The 18459-nt window shown below is 68.1% G+C and carries 17 protein-coding genes; 8 read left to right on the top strand and 9 right to left on the bottom strand.

Annotation, left to right across the window (positions count from 1 at the left end; translation table 11 throughout):
* Nucleotide 1 precedes the first annotated feature (1 nt).
* Nucleotides 2–1642, bottom strand: coding sequence for a tryptophan 2-C-methyltransferase (gene tsrT, locus L1857_RS13405; RefSeq protein WP_429727758.1), 1641 nt, complete (start codon nt 1640–1642; stop codon nt 2–4).
* Between the two features lie 258 nt (nt 1643–1900).
* Between tsrT and L1857_RS13410 the strand changes: the two genes are divergently transcribed.
* A complete protein-coding gene (locus tag L1857_RS13410; RefSeq protein WP_162831196.1) occupies nt 1901–2932 on the top strand; it encodes an AraC family transcriptional regulator in 1032 nt (343 codons plus the stop codon).
* Nucleotides 2933–3322: 390 nt separating this feature from the next.
* Here the strand turns inward: L1857_RS13410 and L1857_RS13415 are convergent, their stop codons facing one another.
* Nucleotides 3323–3664 carry a helix-turn-helix transcriptional regulator gene (locus L1857_RS13415; protein ID WP_162831195.1) on the bottom strand — a complete coding sequence of 114 codons (342 nt, stop codon included), beginning with the start codon at nt 3662–3664 and terminating at the stop codon, nt 3323–3325.
* Nucleotides 3642–5003: an NsdA family TPR-like regulatory protein gene (locus tag L1857_RS13420; RefSeq protein ID WP_249465220.1), complete on the bottom strand. Its 1362-nt coding sequence runs from the start codon at nt 5001–5003 to the stop codon at nt 3642–3644. The genes L1857_RS13415 and L1857_RS13420 overlap by 23 nt, the downstream gene beginning before the upstream one ends.
* 327 nt (nt 5004–5330) lie before the next feature.
* Between L1857_RS13420 and L1857_RS13425 the strand changes: the two genes are divergently transcribed.
* The 7 genes from L1857_RS13425 to L1857_RS13455 are packed head-to-tail and all read left to right on the top strand — an operon-like array spanning nt 5331 to nt 10532.
* Nucleotides 5331–6056: a hypothetical protein gene (locus L1857_RS13425; protein ID WP_162831193.1), complete on the top strand. Its 726-nt coding sequence runs from the start codon at nt 5331–5333 to the stop codon at nt 6054–6056.
* Nucleotides 6057–6058: 2 nt separating this feature from the next.
* Nucleotides 6059–6511 carry an acyl-CoA thioesterase gene (locus L1857_RS13430; protein ID WP_240323353.1) on the top strand — a complete coding sequence of 151 codons (453 nt, stop codon included), beginning with the start codon at nt 6059–6061 and terminating at the stop codon, nt 6509–6511.
* Nucleotides 6512–6513: 2 nt separating this feature from the next.
* Complete coding sequence (locus tag L1857_RS13435; RefSeq protein ID WP_240323352.1) at nt 6514–7326, top strand: SDR family NAD(P)-dependent oxidoreductase; 813 nt, start codon at nt 6514–6516, stop codon at nt 7324–7326.
* Between the two features lie 29 nt (nt 7327–7355).
* Nucleotides 7356–8138, top strand: a complete 783-nt coding sequence (locus L1857_RS13440; protein WP_240323351.1) for an enoyl-CoA hydratase/isomerase family protein — start codon at nt 7356–7358, stop codon at nt 8136–8138.
* Complete coding sequence (locus tag L1857_RS13445) at nt 8135–9187, top strand: 3-oxoacyl-ACP synthase III family protein (protein WP_116113197.1); 1053 nt, start codon at nt 8135–8137, stop codon at nt 9185–9187. The genes L1857_RS13440 and L1857_RS13445 overlap by 4 nt, the downstream gene beginning before the upstream one ends.
* A complete protein-coding gene (locus L1857_RS13450; RefSeq protein WP_116113240.1) occupies nt 9187–10278 on the top strand; it encodes a beta-ketoacyl-ACP synthase 3 in 1092 nt (363 codons plus the stop codon). The genes L1857_RS13445 and L1857_RS13450 overlap by 1 nt, the downstream gene beginning before the upstream one ends.
* Nucleotides 10279–10301: 23 nt before the next feature.
* Nucleotides 10302–10532 carry an acyl carrier protein gene (locus L1857_RS13455; protein ID WP_116113195.1) on the top strand — a complete coding sequence of 77 codons (231 nt, stop codon included), beginning with the start codon at nt 10302–10304 and terminating at the stop codon, nt 10530–10532.
* Between the two features lie 22 nt (nt 10533–10554).
* On the opposite strand, the gene L1857_RS13460 is transcribed toward L1857_RS13455, so the two are convergent.
* Genes L1857_RS13460 through L1857_RS13485 form a run of 6 tightly spaced genes read right to left on the bottom strand, consistent with a single transcriptional unit; the run spans nt 10555 to nt 18229 of the window.
* Nucleotides 10555–11223: a TetR/AcrR family transcriptional regulator gene (locus L1857_RS13460; RefSeq protein WP_116113193.1), complete on the bottom strand. Its 669-nt coding sequence runs from the start codon at nt 11221–11223 to the stop codon at nt 10555–10557.
* A gap of 54 nt (nt 11224–11277) precedes the next feature.
* On the bottom strand, nt 11278–12825 hold the full coding sequence (locus L1857_RS13465) for a sugar ABC transporter ATP-binding protein (RefSeq protein ID WP_094005277.1): 1548 nt from the start codon (nt 12823–12825) through the stop codon (nt 11278–11280).
* Nucleotides 12822–13943 carry an SMP-30/gluconolactonase/LRE family protein gene (locus L1857_RS13470; protein WP_094005276.1) on the bottom strand — a complete coding sequence of 374 codons (1122 nt, stop codon included), beginning with the start codon at nt 13941–13943 and terminating at the stop codon, nt 12822–12824. The genes L1857_RS13465 and L1857_RS13470 overlap by 4 nt, the downstream gene beginning before the upstream one ends.
* 9 nt (nt 13944–13952) lie before the next feature.
* On the bottom strand, nt 13953–16154 hold the full coding sequence (locus L1857_RS13475; RefSeq protein WP_240323350.1) for an ABC transporter permease: 2202 nt from the start codon (nt 16152–16154) through the stop codon (nt 13953–13955).
* A 21-nt stretch (nt 16155–16175) separates the two neighbouring features.
* Entirely contained in the window at nt 16176–17252 is a 1077-nt protein-coding gene (locus L1857_RS13480; protein WP_094005274.1) for a sugar ABC transporter substrate-binding protein, read from the bottom strand.
* Between the two features lie 38 nt (nt 17253–17290).
* Nucleotides 17291–18229 (bottom strand): ABC transporter permease, encoded by a 939-nt coding sequence (locus tag L1857_RS13485; RefSeq protein WP_094005273.1) that lies wholly within the window; start codon nt 18227–18229, stop codon nt 17291–17293.
* Between the last annotated feature and the right edge of the window lie 230 nt (nt 18230–18459).

Here is an 18459-nt window from a genome sequence, read left to right on the forward strand (position 1 = left end):
CTCACGCCGGCACTCCCTCCATGATCTGGTATCGCCTGGGCCAGTGGGACCAGTAGGCGCCGGTGTAGCCCAGCTCGGTCAGCCGCAGGAGGAACGGGTTGTCCGCGTAGTTGTTGTCCTCCGGGCTGAGACCGGGACGTGTCGGCAACATGACCCGGAGCCGGTCCTGGTGGGGGACGTAATCCCACAGGAGCTCGAGGGCGTGGTCATAGCGCTGGCCGGGGCCGCGTTCGTCGTCGCCGCGAAGTTCCGGGGAAAAGTAGTAGACAGGGCGGAACCCGCCCGCGCGGTCGAACATGAACTGCCGCTCATAAGTCACGGTGTCGGTGCACTGGTTCAGCGGAGTCAGCACGATCGGTTCGTCGGCATCGTTGGACTGCAGGCCGGGTACCGGCACCGAGCCCATGCTCGCGGCAGCCAGGCGGCGTCCCAGCGGCGAGTACGGGAACACGCGAATGCCCAGCGTGTAGCCAACGACCGTCGCGTCGAGCGACTGGAAGTCCTCGACGCACGCGCGCATCGTCTCGGGAGTTTCGCCGGGCATGCCGAGCAGGGCTTCCACCATGGTGGCCATGCCGTACTCGGATGCCCACTGGCACACCCTCCGGACGTCCTCGAAGGTGTAGAACCCGGTGCCGCCCGCGCTCACCTTCCAGCCGCTGAGCAGTTCGGGGCGCGAATGGTCCGGAGCCACGTTGATACCGGCGCAGCCCGCTTCGGCGAGCAGCGCCGCGTATTCGGCATCGAAGGGTGCCGGTTGTACGTAGATCCACAGGCGCAGATCGTGCAGCGGGGACGAGGAGTCGCGGGACTTGCGCCGGATGATCTCCCGCAGAACCGCCTTGCTGTGAGCGATGTTCAGGTTGAACTCGCTGTCCGTCGTGTGCAGGTCCTGAACGCCTTGCGACAGCAGGCTCTCGATCTCGTCGACCACCGCGGTCTCGGCCCGGCGCGCGAATCGGTTGCCCTTGGCGTCCGGTTCCACGCAATGGGTGCAGGCGAAGGTGCACCCGTTCTTCGTCAGAATGTTGCCCAGCCCGCCACGGCGGAAGTAGGCGAAGTTGTCGACGCGATCTGCCCGCCCTGAGTGCCGGCGGTACGGCGCCGCACGCTGAACCAGCGACACTCGCGCGGTGGTGGCCGAGCTGTCGCCGTGGGGAATCTGCCGCACACCCGCTGGCCCGTTGTTGATGATCAGCCCGGGAACGGTTTCCGGTGGGTTGGCGCTCGCTACCGCTTCGGCGAGTTGCACCAGTGTGAACTCGCCTGGCCCCTTGACGCCGTACTCGATTCCGAAGTAATCGACCAGCGCGTACGGCATGGACGAGAATCCGACGCCACCCGCGACCACCGGCGCCGTCGTCCTCGTCCGGATGCAGTCGATGATCTCCTTGTGGGAATCCAGGAACACTCGTTGTTCCTGCGGGTAGATCGTGTCGGTGTTCCTGATCGTCACTCCGATCAGCATCGGTTGCCTGCGCTGGAAGTAGGACGTGACGGCGTCCGGCCAGTGGTCGCGCTCGAACGTGAGATCCAGGACTTCGACGTCGAACCGCGCGTCCTCGAGGGCGGTCGTCAGGATGTCGAGCGCGTAGGGAGTGATCGGTGGATGCACCAGGTTCGGGTTGACGAGCGTGACCAAACCCCTTGCCATTGTTCCCCCAGTTTCGTGGTACCGACGGTATTCGTTCCCTCGTCGCCGAATCAGCATGCAAAGGATTCGTGCTACCGGGTAGGGGCCAACAACACCAGGGCCTCCGCCGAACAGGTGAACTGTTCTTCTCCACCCCGGGCGAGCCGCCGCACCGCGTCGCGGTGCGGTAGGGCGCTCGGTATCGTCGTTACCGGCAGGGTCAGCGCGGATCCGAGGGACCAGGCTGTCCAGGCACGCGAGGAACCGATGGATGAGCTGCCGCTGAAGCGATTCGAGTACTACCACACCACCAGAGTGGACGAGTCCCGGGACAAGACCGCTCGGATGATGAGGTCGCACCGGCTCGTCCCGCTCGACCGGCGTGCCTCCGGGTTCGAAGCACGGCATCATGTGGCCCCGGTGGGCAAGGCTTCCCTGCACTACGTCAGCTACGGGCGGGACGACACGCACGTCATCCCCGGGCCGCTGGAAACCTTCTACGTCCTGATGATCCCGCACAACGGGCGGTGTGTCGTCAACACAGGGCATCGCAGCCGGGTCATCACTCCCGGAACCGCAGCCCTGATCTCGCCGGACGACGAACTGGACATGGTGTGGGAACGAGGTTGCGGCCAGCTTATGGTCAAGTTGCCAACGGATGTCGTGATCGGCAGGCTCGAGTCCCTTCTCCACCGGTCGATCGCTGCACCGCCACGGTTCGAGCCGTTCGTCGACCTCCGCAGTGGTGGGGGCAGGCAGCTCTGGAACCTCGTCCAGGGCATCACCGACGGGTTGAACGTGGACGATCCGTTGCTGGCACACCACGGCATGCTCTTGACTGTCGAGCAGATGCTCACCACTACCGTCCTCTACACGCAGCACCACAGCTATTCGGATGAGCTCACACGAGTCGAGACGTCTATGGCTTCCCATGTCGTCCGGAAGGTGGCCGACTTCGTGGAAGAGATCTCGGTCCTGCCCTCGACCACCGCGGAGCTGGCTGTGGTCGCGGGAGTCAGCGAACGATCACTGCAGCGTGCTTTTCGCGCCGAGCTGGGTGTTTCACCGATGCGTTATGTGAGCGAAGTTCGACTGCGGCGGGTACATGAGGAGTTGCTGCGCGCGGACCAGGCGCAGAACGTCACTGTGACACAGATCGCAGCTCGGGTAGGGGTGTCGAATTTCGGCCGATTCGCCCGGGCGTACCGGGAGCGGTACGGGGAACTCCCCTCCGAGACGAAGCGTCGTGCCAGGATGGCCCCGTTGGCGCGAAGTGGACAAGAACCTGTCGGCAACTGAATAGGTCTTCGCCGTTTCCGTTCCTAACGTGGGATGGTGACTCCTCGCTCCCACGTACCGCAGATTTCGCGCGGCTCCACCGCCATCGGCTCGTTGATCAGGATTTCACGCTCGCAACTCGGGTACAGCCAGTACCGGCTGGCTGAGGAGTTGCTGGACGTCTCGGGCAACTCGGCGATCACGCGCGAGCAGGTCGCCCGTTGGGAACGCGGTAAACGCATCCCGCGGTCCTACTGGCGGGCATGGCTGGCTGTCGCGCTGGACCTGCCCGTCGCAGTGCTCGACGAGGCGGCTCGCTTCGACCAGCGGGTCCGTGTTGCCGGTGGAGCGACGCGCGACACCGCCACGCGTGTCGACGGCCCCGCCTCGGCCGGGCGAGCCGGCGTTGAGTCAGCGCCGGTGCAAAGTGGCCGAGGGGAACTCGTCGTAGTGACTGCGATACCAGGCGGCGAAGCGACCACTGTGCCGCACGCCCCAGCGGCTCGTGACCGCCTCCACCGTGCACCCTGCCTCCGGGTCCGCGGCGACCAGGTCGTCGTGTATCCGCCGCAGCCGGGTCAGCCGGATGTAGGTGCTCGGCGAGACACCGAGCTCGTCCTGGAAACGCCGCTGCAACCACCGCACGCTCACCCGTGCGAACCTCGCGAGCTCCGGGACGGTCAAGTCCTTGTCGGCGTGTTCGTCGATCAGCGTGATGACGGCCGCAAGGTCAGGCCTGGACAGCGTCGTCACATTCACCTCCCGTGGGACGGGTCGTCGGGTGCCGGAGGCGCTCCCGCACCTCGAGCAGCAACACGTTCGATGAGGGGTGGCGACGGAAGCGGCCGAGGTGCCGGTTCAGTTCCTCGAGCGCGGAGTCGACCCTGCCCGAAGACAGCCCGGCGTGGTCGTCCAGCAGCGTGCGGATCACTGTGCGGGCCTTGCCCATCTGTCCCGTTCGCAGTCGCAGGCCGGCGAGCCGAGCACTCGTCAGCGCCCGGGAGCGGCGCTCGTGTGGGGGGCGTTGCTTGAGCGAAACCGCAAGTGCGCGCTGTGCCTCGGCGAGGTCACCGGCGTGCTCCAGGACTACCCCGCGCTGGTAGGTGAGGGTGGCGTTCTCTGCTCCGGACGTGGCCAGGATTCTCTCGGCATCGGCCAGCGCCTGCCGGGCCGCGTTCGGTTCGTTCAGCGCCGCGCGGGTGATGGCCACGTGGCCGAGGAGCTCTGCGAGCTGTTGTCGGGGCATGCTGTCCGGTGCGGTCGCGAGAGCCATTTCGGCGATACGGGCTGCGCTCGCGGTGTCTCCTAGGGTCAACGCCTGCAGGCTGATGTTCCGCAGCACGGCGGCGTAGGTGTTCTGGTCCACCGCTTCGATCGCCAGGCGCAGGGCGAGGCGAAAGTAGGCCAGCGCGAGGCCGTGGAGATTGCTGTCGAAGGACATGAACCCCGCGAGGTCGCAGGACCGGGCAGCGGCTGCGCACACGGCCCGCTGAGGAGCGCCTGGCGAAGCGCGGTGAGCAGCTTCGACGACGTCCCCAGCCAGGTACGCGACGAGTGCGCCGCGTGCGTGGCCGCCACCGAAGCGCTGGTCCGCTGTGGCGAACGCGGAGGTCATCATGGTCAACGCTTCGGCCGCCGCCGCCCGCCGCGGCACTGGCGCGGACGGCCGGGATGCCGGCAGGGTCTCCGGCCACGGGGCGACCTCGAGATCGACCTGCCGGTAGAGACGTTTCTGAGGGATGCCCGTCCACACCGATGAGAGGTCTTCCCGAGCGAGATCGCGCAGTGCCGCGATGGCGTCGGTACACCCGTCCCGGCCCCCGCCGGGGTCGCCCTGATCGTTTCGCGGGAAACCCACTTCGTCCGGTGTGACGACTCGTCCCAGCCTCCGGGAAAGGGCTTCGGCGACATAGAGCGGAGTGTCACCGCGCGGTAGTGAACCCCGGAGCCAGTGCGAAACGGAGGTCCGATCGTACGTGAGGACCCGCCCCGACTCGGCGGCCACGGCGTTCACCGCCCGCGCCAGTCCTTCCCGTGTCCAGTCGGCCACGGCCAGCAGCCTGCGCAACTTCTCGTTCGGGTCACGTGGCATTTCCTGGTCCTCCCAGGAGTTTCCTATCGCTTTTTCGCCCACACCGGGCAGGGGCCAATCTCGCGGGATCGATCGAACGGGCGTTCAACACTTTCAACAGCCCGGAACGCTCCAAGGCTGGCGCGCGGAGTTGATCGCCGCTTACATGGAGGACGTAGGTGGCATGTGGTCACGCGAATCTCGTCCTGTTACTACGGAAGTACGAGGCGGATCAGCCTGGCCCCTATCGCGGAGAGGATCTTCGTGAAAGTCGGTTCCGTGGATATGGTCCACGGACGGCGCCCAGGCCACTCGTCCCCCGCGGACTGCCGGCCCGACGACGGGTCGGTGGAAATCTGGACCGCTTTGGTGGACGACCTGTGCCTGATGTCGTTCGTGGCGTGGACCCAGCAGAAGGGCGCTCACCCGGCACGGGTGCGTGTTCTCGATTCCATCAGCACGAACAATCTGAGGTATGCGAAGGAAATAGCAGAAGTGTCCCGTGCAGGTGCAGCACCGGATCGGGTCCGCCTGACGCGGCGCCCGCCCCGGGACTGGTGGCCGAGTGGTCTCTTCCGGATTCCGGATCGCTCGTGGTCCTCGGTCGTCGCCCGGGGCCTCGTTCTCTCGGCGAGCCTGCTGGTACTGGCTCGATCGCAGCTCGGCGAGGTGACCGACACTGCCTGGCGACGAGCGCTCGTGCTCGTCGAGCGGGGGCAGTCACGGCAGTTCGGCCAGTGGCGGCTGGCGGCGGGATCGCTGCTCGCCGGCCCGGACGCAAGCGCGGAGCTCGGGGAGTACGTCCGTGCGACCATGGCGTGCGCGGGTGATCTCTACCGTGCTGGTGGGCCAGGTGGGCTCGACATCGGGGACGTGCAGTGTCACCATGCGCTTCCCCGTGTCCTCCGGCGGTCCGGCGTCCCGCAGTCCTGGTTGTCCACCTGGTGCGACTATCCGCGTCGCCGCGAGAACGCCACGGCCTGTCGCGCCACCACCCGGCTGATCGACGAGATGCGCTCCACCCCCAGGTGGCCGGCGGTACGACGGGCACCGAGCATCCGGGAGACGGTGTGATCATGAGCAGATTCACCCACTTCTGCTCGACGCGATGGTCCGATTTGGACGCTCGCGGACACGTGGCGGACACTTCGTACCTGCGCTACCTCCAGGAGTGCCGTCTCGAGCTGATCTACCGGCTGCTGCCGCTGTACGAGGCCGAGGACCTGGCTCGTGGCAGTGTCGTCACGCGGCAGTGCATGACATACCTCCGCCCGCTCTACCACCGCGCCGAGCCGATCACCGTCGAAACCTGGGTCACGGACATGAAGGCGGCGCTGGTGCGGTTCGCGTACGTGGTCCGCGATCACGCTCGGGCATACGTGGAGGGCGAGGCTGATCTCGTACCGGTAGACCTCCGGTACGGCACGCCACGACGGTTCACCGAAAACGAACGCACCCATTTCCGGGCTTACTGGGAGCGCGAAGTGACCAGTCACCCGGCAGCAGCATTGGCAGAACACGGAGGTTGATCGTGAGCAGTGACACTGGCACGGCGTTCGCGCCGGCCGGCGACATCGGCGCAGTGGGGCGCCCACCGGCCAGAGGCAGGCTCGCCGGGAAGGTCGCGGTGGTGACGGGCGGCACGCGCGGATTGGGGCTCGCGATGGCCACCGTCTTTCTCGAGGAAGAGGCGAGCGTCATTTGCGCCGCCAGGAGAAGCACCACGCTCACCGAGCTGGCGCAGGCACACGGTGATCGCGTGAGCGTGGAGACGGTGGACGTGTGCTCGGCGGAATCCGTCCGCTCCCTCATGGACCGGGTCATGCAGCGGTTCGGGCGGGTCGACATCCTGGTGTCCAACGCGGGCGTCAGCCGCAACGGCAAGATCGTGGATCTCGGCGAACGCGAATGGCGGGAAGTGCTGGACACGAACCTGACCGGGGCGTTCCACTGCACGAAGTACGTGGTCCCGTGCATGGAGACGGCCGGGGGCGGGCGGATCATCAACATCTCGGCCGGCATGTCCTCACGTGTCGCCCCCGGCGCTGCCGCCTACTCCGCCTCGAAGGCCGCGCTCGAGATGTTCACCCGGGCATCCGCCGTCGAGCTGGCGAAGAAGGGCATCCTCGTCAACTGCATCGCCCCCGGGTTCGTCAACACCGGGATGTACGAACCCCTGCGTGACGACGAACGGCTGCGTTCACGGTACGAACGCATGATGGTGTCCGGGCGACCGGGCGAGCCGTGGGAAGTCGCGGCCGCGGCGGTGTTCCTCGCGAGCGCTGAGGGCTCGTACGTCAACGGGCATGTTCTGGAAGTCAACGGGGGCCTGTTGTGGTCCTGACCCAGCAACTCGGCAAGAGGGAGAACACCGTGTACGTCGACGTGGAGGTCGAAGGCGCGGTGGCCACGATCCGGATGGACCGGCCACCGCTCAACGTCCTGAACCTCGAGCTGCTGAACTCGCTACGCGAGGCGGCTGAGGACATTGCCACCCAGCTGCAGATCAAGGCCGTCGTGCTGTACGGAGGCTCCAAGGTGTTCTCCGCCGGGGCCGACATCCGCGAGCTGAAACAGCTCACCGACGAGGACGCACCGGAACACGCCAAGGCGATGCAGGACGCCGTGATGTCCGTGGCGCACATACCCGTGCCCGTGATCGCGGCGATCCGCGGTGCGGCGGTGGGCGGAGGGTGCGAGCTCGCGCTCGCCGCCGATTTCCGCGTCTGTGCCGACAGTTCCGTGATCGGGTTGCCCGAGATCCTGTTGGGTGTCATCCCCACCGGAGGTGGAACGCAGCGCCTGACAGCCGTGGTCGGGCTCCCCAGAGCGAAGGAGATCGTCTACTCCGGACGCACGCTCGACGCCAAGGAAGCCAGGGAGATCGGATTGGCCGACCGCGTGGTTCCCGACGATGAGGTGCTCACCGAGGCGAAACGTTGGGCGGCGCGTTACGAGAACAGCTCAGCGACGGGGTTGCGGGCCGCCAAGGCCGCACTCGAGCACGGGCAGGACGACGGCCTGGCCGTCGAACTGGAGAACTTCGTCGAATCGTTTCGTGCACCCGACCGGACGATCGGGATGCGCAGTTTCCTCGAGCAGGGGCCCGGCCGGGCGAGGTTTGGCGCGGGCACGGAGAAGGCGGGTAAGTCATGACCACTGATGTCGGGATCATCGGTCTGGGCAGATACCTGCCCAGCGAGGTGCGTACCAATGAAGACGTGGCCGCTCGTACACCCGGCGTGAACGCGGAGTGGGTCGGGCGCCGAACCGGGGTGCTGACCCGGCACGTCGCCGCGCCCGGCGAAGCCGCTTCGGACCTGGCCACTCCCGCCGCCGAGGCGGCTCTGTCGGCCGCCGAGCTGGACCCTGCCCAGGTGTCCCTGCTCGTCGTGGCGACCACGACCGCGGACGAGCCCAGCCCGGCGACGGCCTGCCGCGTGCAGGCCTCGTTGGGAGCGGTCAACGCGGTGTCCTTCGACGTCAACGGCGCCTGCGCCGGCTGGCTGTTCGCCGTCAAGATCGCCCGCGACTGGTTGCGAGACAACCCGTCGGGCGGGTACGCGGTCGTCGTCGGCGTCGAGGTGTTCTCCCGTTTCCTGGACCCGGACGATCGCGCGACCGCGGTCATCTTCGGTGACGGCGCCGCCGCGGCGGTTCTCGGACCGGTTCCCGAGGGGGCGGGATTCGACGACATCCGTCTCGGCACCGAAAGTGATCTCGTGGACGCGGTGGTCGTGCCGGGTGGCGGGAGCCGTCTGCCGGCCAGTCCGTCCACCGTGGAGCGGCGGGAGCACACGATCCGGATGGACGGCCGGGCGGTGACCCAGTTCTTCCGGTCCCAATTCCCGCAGTTGCTGTACGGATTGCTGCGGGACCATGACCTGAAGCTCGACGACATCGACGTCTTCGCCTGTCACCAGGCGAACCCCGTGCTGCTGAAGGCGGTCGCCGCCGAGCACGGCATCGAACCGGACCGCCTCATCGTCGTAGCCGACCGCATCGGCAACATCGGATCCGGTTGCACGCCCTACGCGATCGCCGAAGCCGTGGCCCGAGGACGTGTGCGTCCGGGCTCCCGGGTCATCCTCGTCGCATTCGGGGCCGGCATGACGTGGGGGAGTGCCTTGCTGACCTGGGCGCCGGACGTACGACTGCTGGACGCCACGCCCGCCACCACCGCCCGTCCGAAGGAGAGTGTGTGATGACGACCTCCGGTCTCATCGGGCTGGGCATGAGCCTTCCGCCCGACGTCGTCTCGAACGAAAGGCTGATCCGGGACAACGGGCTCGACTCGAGTGACGAGTGGATCAGGACGCGTACCGGGATCGGCGCCCGGCGAATGGCGGACGAGTACACGAGCACCGGCGACCTCGGCGTCGCGGCCGGGGCCGCGGCCCTCGCGTCGGCCAGGGTCGTGACGGGCGGTGAGGTGTGCCCGGACATGGTGATCCTCGCGACGACCACGCCGGATCACCGGTGCCCGTCGACCGCGCCGCATATCGCGCACCGCCTGGGCCTCAAGGGTGTAGCGGCGGTCGACGTCTCCGCGGCCTGTTCTGGCTTCGTGTATGCACTTTCCCTGGCCCACGCGCTGGTCGTCGCGGGAACGCACCAGCAGGTCCTCGTAGTCGCCGCGGAGACCTACACAACCACGTTGATCGACCCGCACGACCGGGATACCGCGATCCTGTTCGGCGACGGGGCGGGAGCGGCGGTGGTGGCCGCCGCGGCACCCGGTGATCCCGGTGCCGTCGAGTCCATCGAGCTGGGCAGCGACGGCACCGGACTGGAGGTCTTCCACGTGCCGGCCGGAGGTTCCCGGTCGCCGTTCCGAATGAGCCAGGGGCCGGTCGAGGACCTGTACGTCAAGATGAACGGGCGCGCGCTCTACACCAATGCGGTTCGCCGGATGACCGCCACCGCCAGGGCCGCGCTCAGCGGAGCCGGGTGGTCGGTCGAAGACCTCGGCGTGTTCATCGGGCACCAGGCGAACCAGCGGATCCTCGACAGCGTGGCCGAGCACCTCGGCCTGCCGCCCGGCCGTCAGCAGGGAAATCTCCGCGATCTGGGAAACACGGCCGCGGCGTCCATCCCCCTGGCGGTCGCGGACGCCGCACTTCGTGGCGCCGCTCGCCCGGGCGATCGCACCCTTCTCGCGGCGTTCGGCGCCGGCTACACCTGGGGAGCCGTGGCCCTGCGATTCCCGGCTGCCGTGCCCTACAGCCTGGCTCCGCACGCCGCGGGAGCGCCGGAACCCGCGGCGCCGGGTCGCCGAGTCGCCACACACGCTTGAATCGCAATCAAGGAGAGGAATCGATGACCGAACGGTATGAGCAGTTGACCCGGACCCTTGTCGAGAAGTTCTCGGCCGACCCCGAACAGATCGACCCTGGTGTCACGCTGGCCGAACTCGGACTGGACTCGCTCGCGGTCGCGGAGTTGTTCATGAATCTGCAGGACGAGTGGAACGTGCCCCTGCAGGACGACATCGACTCGATGGAACTGACCCTCGACCAGGTCCTGAAGCTGGCCGAATCGGCGGGTTGACAGGTGCCCCGGCCGGTGTGCGTCACCGGCCGGGGACACCCTCGAGGTGTTTCGGGCGCTCGTGGATTCCCACCGTCATCAGGGCGATGTCGATGTAGCGCTGGGCGACCTCCTCGGGCGCCATCGGGCCGGTCGGGTGGTACCAGCGGGCTATGGACTGGCACATGCCGAGCAGGGCGCGGGCCGTCTCGGCGGGCTGGGCCACCGTGAAGATCCCCTGGACCGCACCGTCGGTGACGACGCGGACCAGCAGGTCCTCCACCTCCTTGCGGATCGCCGCGTAGCGCCTGCGGTTCGGGGCCGACAGGTAGCGCAGTTCGACGTCCAGGGTGGCCAGCTTGACGCGGTGCGTCATGTACAGCACGACCGCCTCGATCATGTTCACGAACTGCAGGTCGGGCCGGTCACCGGCGTCCTCCACCGCCGCGCGGGCCCGCCACGCCACCTCGAGCGTGCCCTTCTCCAGCAGCGCGACGAACACGCCCTCCTTGTTCTCGTGGTGGTAGTACAGCGACGGCACCGTCTGGCCGACCCGGCGGGCGATGTCCCGCACCGAGGTGCCGTAGAACCCGCGCTCGTAGAACGCCTGCAGCGCCGCGGCCAGCAGGGGGGTCAGGTCGAGCGGCTCGAAATTGCGCCAGTCGTCCCGCCCGCCCCGCGCGGGGCGGGTCTTCCTCGCTGCTGCTTTCACGCCTGTCCACCCGACTTTCGTCCGTCGCCGGTGCCTGCCAAGGTTACGCCCACCTCAATAGATCGCGGCGTACATGATCTTCTCCTGCGTCGCCTCCGCGCGGCTGAACTCCGCAACCGCGCGGCCGAACCTGGTGACCAGGATGCGGTCCGACACGGCGAGGATCTCCGGCAGGTAGGAGGATATGACGATCACCGCCTTGCCCTCGTCGGCGAGGGTGCGGATCAGGTGGTGGATCTCGTCGATCGCGCCGACGTCGACGCCGCGCGTGGGCTCGTCGAAGATGACCACCTCCGGCTCGGCGACCAGCGACTTGCCGACCACCACCTTCTGCTGGTTCCCGCCGGACAGCTCGATGATCTTCGCGTCCGCGTTGATCGCCTTGATGCGCAGCTTCGCCGACCACTCGTCGGCGACGCGCCTGCGCTGCGATCCGGCCAGCAGCCACTGCCGGCGGCCCCGGCGGGAGGCGAGGTACCCGAGGTAGATGTTGTCGGCCACGGTCATCGTCTCGAAGAACCCGTCGAGCTTGCGGTCCTCGGTGATGTAGACGATGCCGTCGTCGATGGCCTGCTTGGGCACCCGGTAGCGGACCGGTTTGCCGTTGAGCAGCACCCGCCCGCCGTGGATCCGGTTGCGTTTCAGCGCGCCGGTGATGATCTTCGCCGTCTCCGTCCGGCCGCTGCCGATCAGCCCGGCGATGCCGAGCACCTCACCGGCGTAGGCCGAGAACGACATGTTCTTCACGACGTTGCCCAGGATCAGGTTCTCGACCTCCAGCACCCGGCGGCGCCGGACGTGGCCCTCGCGGGCGGCCGGGCGGTTCCGCGCGGCCCCGTCCAGCGACCGGCCCACCATGTACTTGACGATCTCGTCCCGCGAGGTCTGCTTCGCGTCCAGGCAGGCGACCCGCTTGCCGTCACGCAGAACGGTGACGCGGTTGGCGATGGCGAGCGATTCCTCCAGCGCGTGGGACACGTAGATGATGCCCAGGCCCGCGGTCCGCAGGTCCTCGATCACGTTGAACAGGTGCAGGGTCTCCTCAGGCGTGAGGCTCGCGGTCGGCTCGTCGAAGATGACGATGCGCGCGCCGGTGCGCAGGGCCCGCGCGATCTCGACCATCTGCTTCTTCGCCGCGCCGAGGTTGGACACGTACGCCGTCGGGTCGACGTGGAAGTTCATCGACTGCAGCAGCTGCTGGGCGCCGATGTTCAGCGAGCGGAACCGGGTCAGCAGCTTTTCGTGGCCGAGCTCGATGTTCTGCGCCGCCGTCATCGTCGGCACCAGGCTCGTCTCCTGGTAGACCATCGCGATGCCGTGGTCGAGCGCTTCGTGCGGGCGCCGGAACGAGACCTCCTCCCCGCCGATGCGCACCACTCCGCTCGAATGCTGCACCGCCCCGGCGAGGATCTTGCACAGCGTCGACTTGCCCGCGCCGTTCTCGCCGACCAGCGCGTGCACCTCGCCGGCCCGCAGGTCGAAGTCGACCTCGGAGATGGCGTGCACCCCGCGGTAGGTCTTGGTCACCTTCGCCATGTCCACCAGCAGCGTGCCGCCGCCTGCCGGGTCGATGTCGAGCTGGTCCACCAGCGACTGGCTCATTGCGCGTCACCCGCCCTCGTGATCAGGACCTCGTCGCCACCGCGGACCGCGATGAACAACCGGTCGCCGTACTGCTTCACCGACGTCACCCCGTGCCGCCGACCGCCGCCGCGGCTGTGCAGGCTGCGGAGCGGGTACCCGTCGGGATCCAGCCGGGTCACCAGGCCGTAGGACCGGGGCGGCGCCCACGGTTTGATCACGCCGAGCTTGCGGATCTGACCGCCCTGCAGGGGTTCCAGCCCCGAGTCGAGGCCGCGCAGCGCGGGGCGGATCCACAGGTCCGGTTCGATCGTGCGCATCATCTCCTCGACGTAGTCGCGCTGGGTGAGGACGAACTCGACCAGCTGGGTGCGCAACGCGAACACCGCGAGCCAGTACCCGCCGCCGGAGGCCGGGCTGATCCGCCCCGGGTAGCCGGGCAGGTTGTCCCGCAGCACGTCCGGGCGGCTCGTGTCCGCCAGCGGGTACCGCACCAGCCGGTGCGACCACGCCTCGCTGACGACGAGTGCGTCCTCGTCCGCGGTGAGCGTGACCCCGCTGGGGTGGGCGAGTCCGCGGGCCAGCACCGTGGTCCGGCGGGTCCGCGGGTCGTACCGCAGGAGCCGGCCGAGGGCGTTCTGCTCCATCAGGTCGCGCACCCAGTCCGCGCCGTGGTGGCGCACGGAGCCGTCGGTGAGGTAGATCGTCCCGTCGCCGGCCACCGCGACATCGGTCAGGCAGCGAGTGGGCACGCCGTCGGAGTCGGCGTCGACGAGGACCTCGGTGCCGCCGCCCTGGTCGACGCGGACGAGCCCGAGACCCGCCACGCACACCAGCAGCCCGCCCTCGTGGTCGAGTGCGATCGCGCCGGCGTCACCGGGCACGGTCGCGGTGACCTCGTGGTGGGCGAAGTTCAGGCCGTACCGCCGGACCACCTTGTCGGCCGTGGTGACGTGGAGCGATCCGTACGCGTCGCGCACCACGTCGTCGGGCTCGGGCAGCTCGTCGATCGACTCCTCGATGCGCTCCAGCGCGTCGTTCGGGGTCAGCCCGCCGTCCAGCGGCGGGATCGCCCGCGCGCCGGACCGGCCGGGGAACAGGAACTCCTTGACCAGTTCCCACGCTTCCACTCGTGGCATGGTTCCTCCTCAGCTCACCGACGCGTGGCGCGTCCGGCGTGCCTCGCCGGCGGCCGCGGCGGGGACCTCACGCACCTTGATCCGGCCGATGCGGTTGTTCTCCAGCCCGCCGATGTACAGGTAGCCGTCGTGCTCGCGCATCGACGTGATGGTGGAGTGCTTCTTCCCGCCCGGGTCCCAGTAGGTGTCGAGCACCTCGCCCCGCTCGGACACCCGCACCACGCAGCCGTGGTTCATGCTGGGGTAGAGCCATTCGTCGCGCGGGATGCGCTTCATCATGCGGCGGCGGAACTTCGGCATCCGCATCGCGAGGTCGTAGGCGGGGGAGCGCATGCCGCAGATCGCGATCCAGTAGGCCCCGCCGGAGCCGCGGTTGATGTTGTCCACGTAGCCGGGGAAGTTGTCCATGAACACCTCGAGCCGGCCCTTCTTCGGGCCGCTGTGCCAGTACCTCAGGATGCGGCACAGCCAGGTTTGGGCGATCAGCACCGACTCGCCGTCGTGGGAGCAGCACACCCCGTTGGGGAACACCAGGTCCGGCACCGCGGTGCGGGTCTTGCCGGTGGCCGGGTCGTAGCACAACAGACGCCCGTTGGGCCGCCCCTCGATGCCGTCGAGGACCCAGTCGGCCATCTCGAACCGGTTGGTGGCCTCGCTGAAGTAGATCTTGCCGTCCGGCGCGATGTCGAGGTCGTCGGGCAGGCGCAGCCGCGAGTCGTCCCGCAGGCGGGTCCAGGTCCGGTTCGTCTCGTCGGACAGCTTGCGGTGCTTGCCGTCGGGTGAGACCGCGTACAGGCCCATGCCGCCGACGCAGACGATCAGGTCGCCCGCGGAGTCGAAGGCCAGCCCCAGCGGGTGGCCGCCGATGCGCGCGAAGATCTCCCGGTCGCGGTAGTCCTCGCCGGAGAACCGCAGGATCCAGCCCTGCCGGGTGCCGCAGTAGATCCGGCCCTGGTCGTCGAGGATGACGTCCTCCGGCCCTTCGACCTCACCGAGACCGATCTCCTCGGCGTCGCTGAGGCGGTCGTTGATCTCGTACCGGGTGCCCGAGCCGGGCCGCACGTCCGGCGGGGTGCCGTACTCGACGAGCGTGGGGTTGACGTAGGTCTTCTGGATCGCCTTGCCGCGGTTCTTGCCCCACTTCGTGTCGAGCCCGACGGCGATGATCAGCACGACGGCCAGCGCCGTCTGCAGCACCTCGCCGCCGACGTCCATCAGCAGCAGTCCCTTGCCGAGCAGGCTGATCGTGGCCGCGCCGATGAACGCCCGCCACACCGTGCCCTTGCCGCCGGAGAGGCTGATGCCGCCGAGGATCACCGCGGTCAGCACGCTCAGTTCCATGCCCTCGCCGACGCGGGCGCTCGCGCTGCCCAGGCGCGCGGCGTAGAAGACGCCGGCCAGCGCGCACAGGGCGCCGGAGATCACGTAACCCAGCAGCAGCACCCGTTCCACCCGGATGCCGGCGTGCCGCGCGGCCCGCCTGCTCGCGCCGACGGCGGTCACGTGCCAGCCGAACCGGGACCGGCTGAGCAGGAGGTGCCCCGCGACGAGCACGACGAGCAGCGTGACGAAGCTGAACGGGATGCCGGCCACCTTGCCCGTGCTGAACCAGTCCCACACCGGGTCCATCAGGAACACCATCGCGGTCTGCGCGGAGTAGTGCAGGTCCAGCAGGTTGAGGACGCCGCGGAAGATGATCAGCGTGACGAGCGTGGTGAGGAACGGCCGCGCCTTGAGGTAGGCCACGATCGACCCGTTCACCGACCCGAGGACCGCGCCGACGACGATCGTCAGCAGGATCGCCGGCACGACGGGCACACCCACGACGGTGATCAGCAGGAGCACCACGATGTTGCACAGCCCGAACATCGAGCCGACGGACAGGTCGATCCCGCCGGAGATCATCACGACCGCCATGCCGAGGCAGACCAGTGAGATCTCGGCCAGCTCGGTGGCCGAGGACAACAGGTTCGCGGTGGTGGCGAAACCCGGTGCGGCGATCGAGAAGAAGACGATCACCCCGACCAGGATCGCCAGCGGGATGGCGGGTTCCATCCACCGTTTCTCGAACAGCTCGGCGAACAACTGCTGCGGGGAGAACCGGTACCGCAGGTGGCGCAGCCGGGTGCCGAGGTTCTCGTTCTCCAGAACGTTGCGCTCCGGAGGCCGGCGCCGGGCGGGCACGGGCCGGACTTCCGTACTTGCCGTCATGGCGGTCCCTCTCGGTGCCGGTCAGGAAACGGTGAGCCCGTCGCTCTTGCCGTCGTAACACATGTTGGGCTGGTTCCAGTTGGTCTTGTCGATCTTCACCAGCGGGGTGTAGTCGGCGATGCGGGCGGTGCCGGGCGCCTGCCCGGACTGCAGGAGGTACTTGGCGATGGCGACGATGTCCTTGCCCTGGGTGGGCACCGAGTAGCCGTAGGACTGGTGGAACATGCCGTCGCGGATGCCCTCGCAGGTGATGGAGCTGTGGTCGGAGGTGAACACCTTGACCTGCCCGAGCTTGCCGGCCTCCTTGATCGCCGCGGCCGAGCCGTACTGCATCTGGTCCCAGAAACCCCAGCTGGCGCACAGGTTCGGGTGCTGCTGGATCACGGTCGCCGTGATGTCGTGCGCCTTGGTGCGGTCCCAGTTCGCCGCCTGGGTGGACACGATCTTGATCTCCGGGTGCTGGTCGAAGATCTCCTTCGCGCCCGCCATCACGTCGAGCGTGAAGCCGGAGGTCGCGTCGCCCTGCACGATCTGCACCTCGTGCGAGGTGGGGGTGTTCGCGCCGCACTCGTTGACGATGTCGGTCGCGATGCGACGGCCCAGGTCGATGGTGTCGGCGCCGACGAAGGCGTCCGACTTGTAGTTGCTCACCATGTTGATCTGGATGACGTAGATCCCGGCCTGCTCGGCCTGCTGGATGAGCTTGGCGAGGATCTGCACGTCGAAGTTGTGCACCACCAGGACGGCGGGTTTCTCGTTGATCAGCGACTGCACCGCTTCGGCCTGTTTCGCGGTGTCCCAGTTGGGATCGCGCAGGACGTAGTTCAGCCCGGCCGCCTTGAAGCCGGTCTCCATCTGCCGGTTCCACTCCTCCATGAGCGGGGTGCCCAGTCCCACCGGGACGAACGCCACCGTCTTGCCCTCGATGCTGCGCAGGGCGTGGTTGCGCAGTTCACCGGCGGAGGCGGTCGGCGGGATCTGGCCGCTGCCCGCCGACGTCGAGTTCGCCCTGGTGCCGGTGGAACATCCGGTGGCGATCAGCACCGCGGCGGCGCCGAGTGCGAGCGCGCGGACCGCGCGGGTACGAAGTGGACGCATGGGAGGACCTCCTTGTCCTTCGGTGGATGTCTGGGGTGTCAGTCGCCCTGGCGGACGGTCTCTTCGTCGCGCGGGTGCAGCCGGTTGTCCAGCACGAGGGCCGCGAGCAGGATGAGACCCTTGACGATGTCCTGCTCGTGGGTGTTCATGTTCATGATCGTCATGCCGTTGAGCATGATCCCGATCAGCGCGGTGCCGGCCACCACGCTCGCGACGCTGCCGCGTCCGCCGACCAGGCTGATGCCGCCGACCACGACGACGAGCAGCACGTCGTAGATCAGCGAACCGTCGATGACCTGGGTGTTGAGCCCGCCGACCGCGCCGGCGGTGACCAGGCCGCCGACGAACCCGATCGCGGCGCTGGCCGTGTACTCGAACACGGTCAGCGGCCGCACGGCGATGCCGGTGAGCGCGGCCGCGCCGGCGTTGTCCCCGTGGGCGTAGATGAAGCGTCCCCCGCGGGTGCGGGAGAGCATCAGCTGGGCGAGCACGGCGACGACCGCGAACACGATGATGGGGACCGGGATGCCGAACACCGTGCCCTGTCCCAGGGCGAGGACGAACTGGCGGTCGCCGGGCAGCTCCGCGATCAGTCCGTCCAGGACGGTGGTGCGGGCGAGACCGTAGACCAGCAGGCCGGAGGCCAGCGTCGCGAACAGGGCCGGGATCTCCACGAAGGCGATCAGGAACCCGTTCAGCAGCCCCATGATGACGACGATGCCGAGGCCGGTCAGCAGGGCGACCGGGGTGCTGACCGGTGTGCGCATCAGCTGGATCGCCACCGCGGTGGCCACGCCCATCGAGGCGATGAGGGACAGGTCCATCCCCCTGGCGATCACCACGACCGCCATGGCCACCCCGAAGATCCCCAGTGCGGACACACTGCGGACCAGGTTGACCAGGTTGTCGACGTTGAGGAACCCGTCGAGGGTCAGGCTGAAGACCACGAACAGGGCCACGACCACGAACAGGACCACTTGCTCCTGGGAAATCCGGTTCGCGAATGATGGTCGGGACCTCGGTAGAACTGCGCTCATCGCTACTCCGTTGTCCGATGCGCGGGCTGTCTAGCGAGCACTAGATAGGATTGACGGAAAAGATACACGGGTTCGTTTTCCAGACAAGTCCGCGTGGTCCGCGGGGGCGAGTTACCACCCGTTGGGGTGAGGTGGGCCGCGCCCGTGGTGGGGTGGCGGGGTAACGCTTC

This window comes from Amycolatopsis thermalba, from assembly GCF_023376025.1.
Classification (GTDB): domain Bacteria; phylum Actinomycetota; class Actinomycetes; order Mycobacteriales; family Pseudonocardiaceae; genus Amycolatopsis_E; species Amycolatopsis_E thermalba.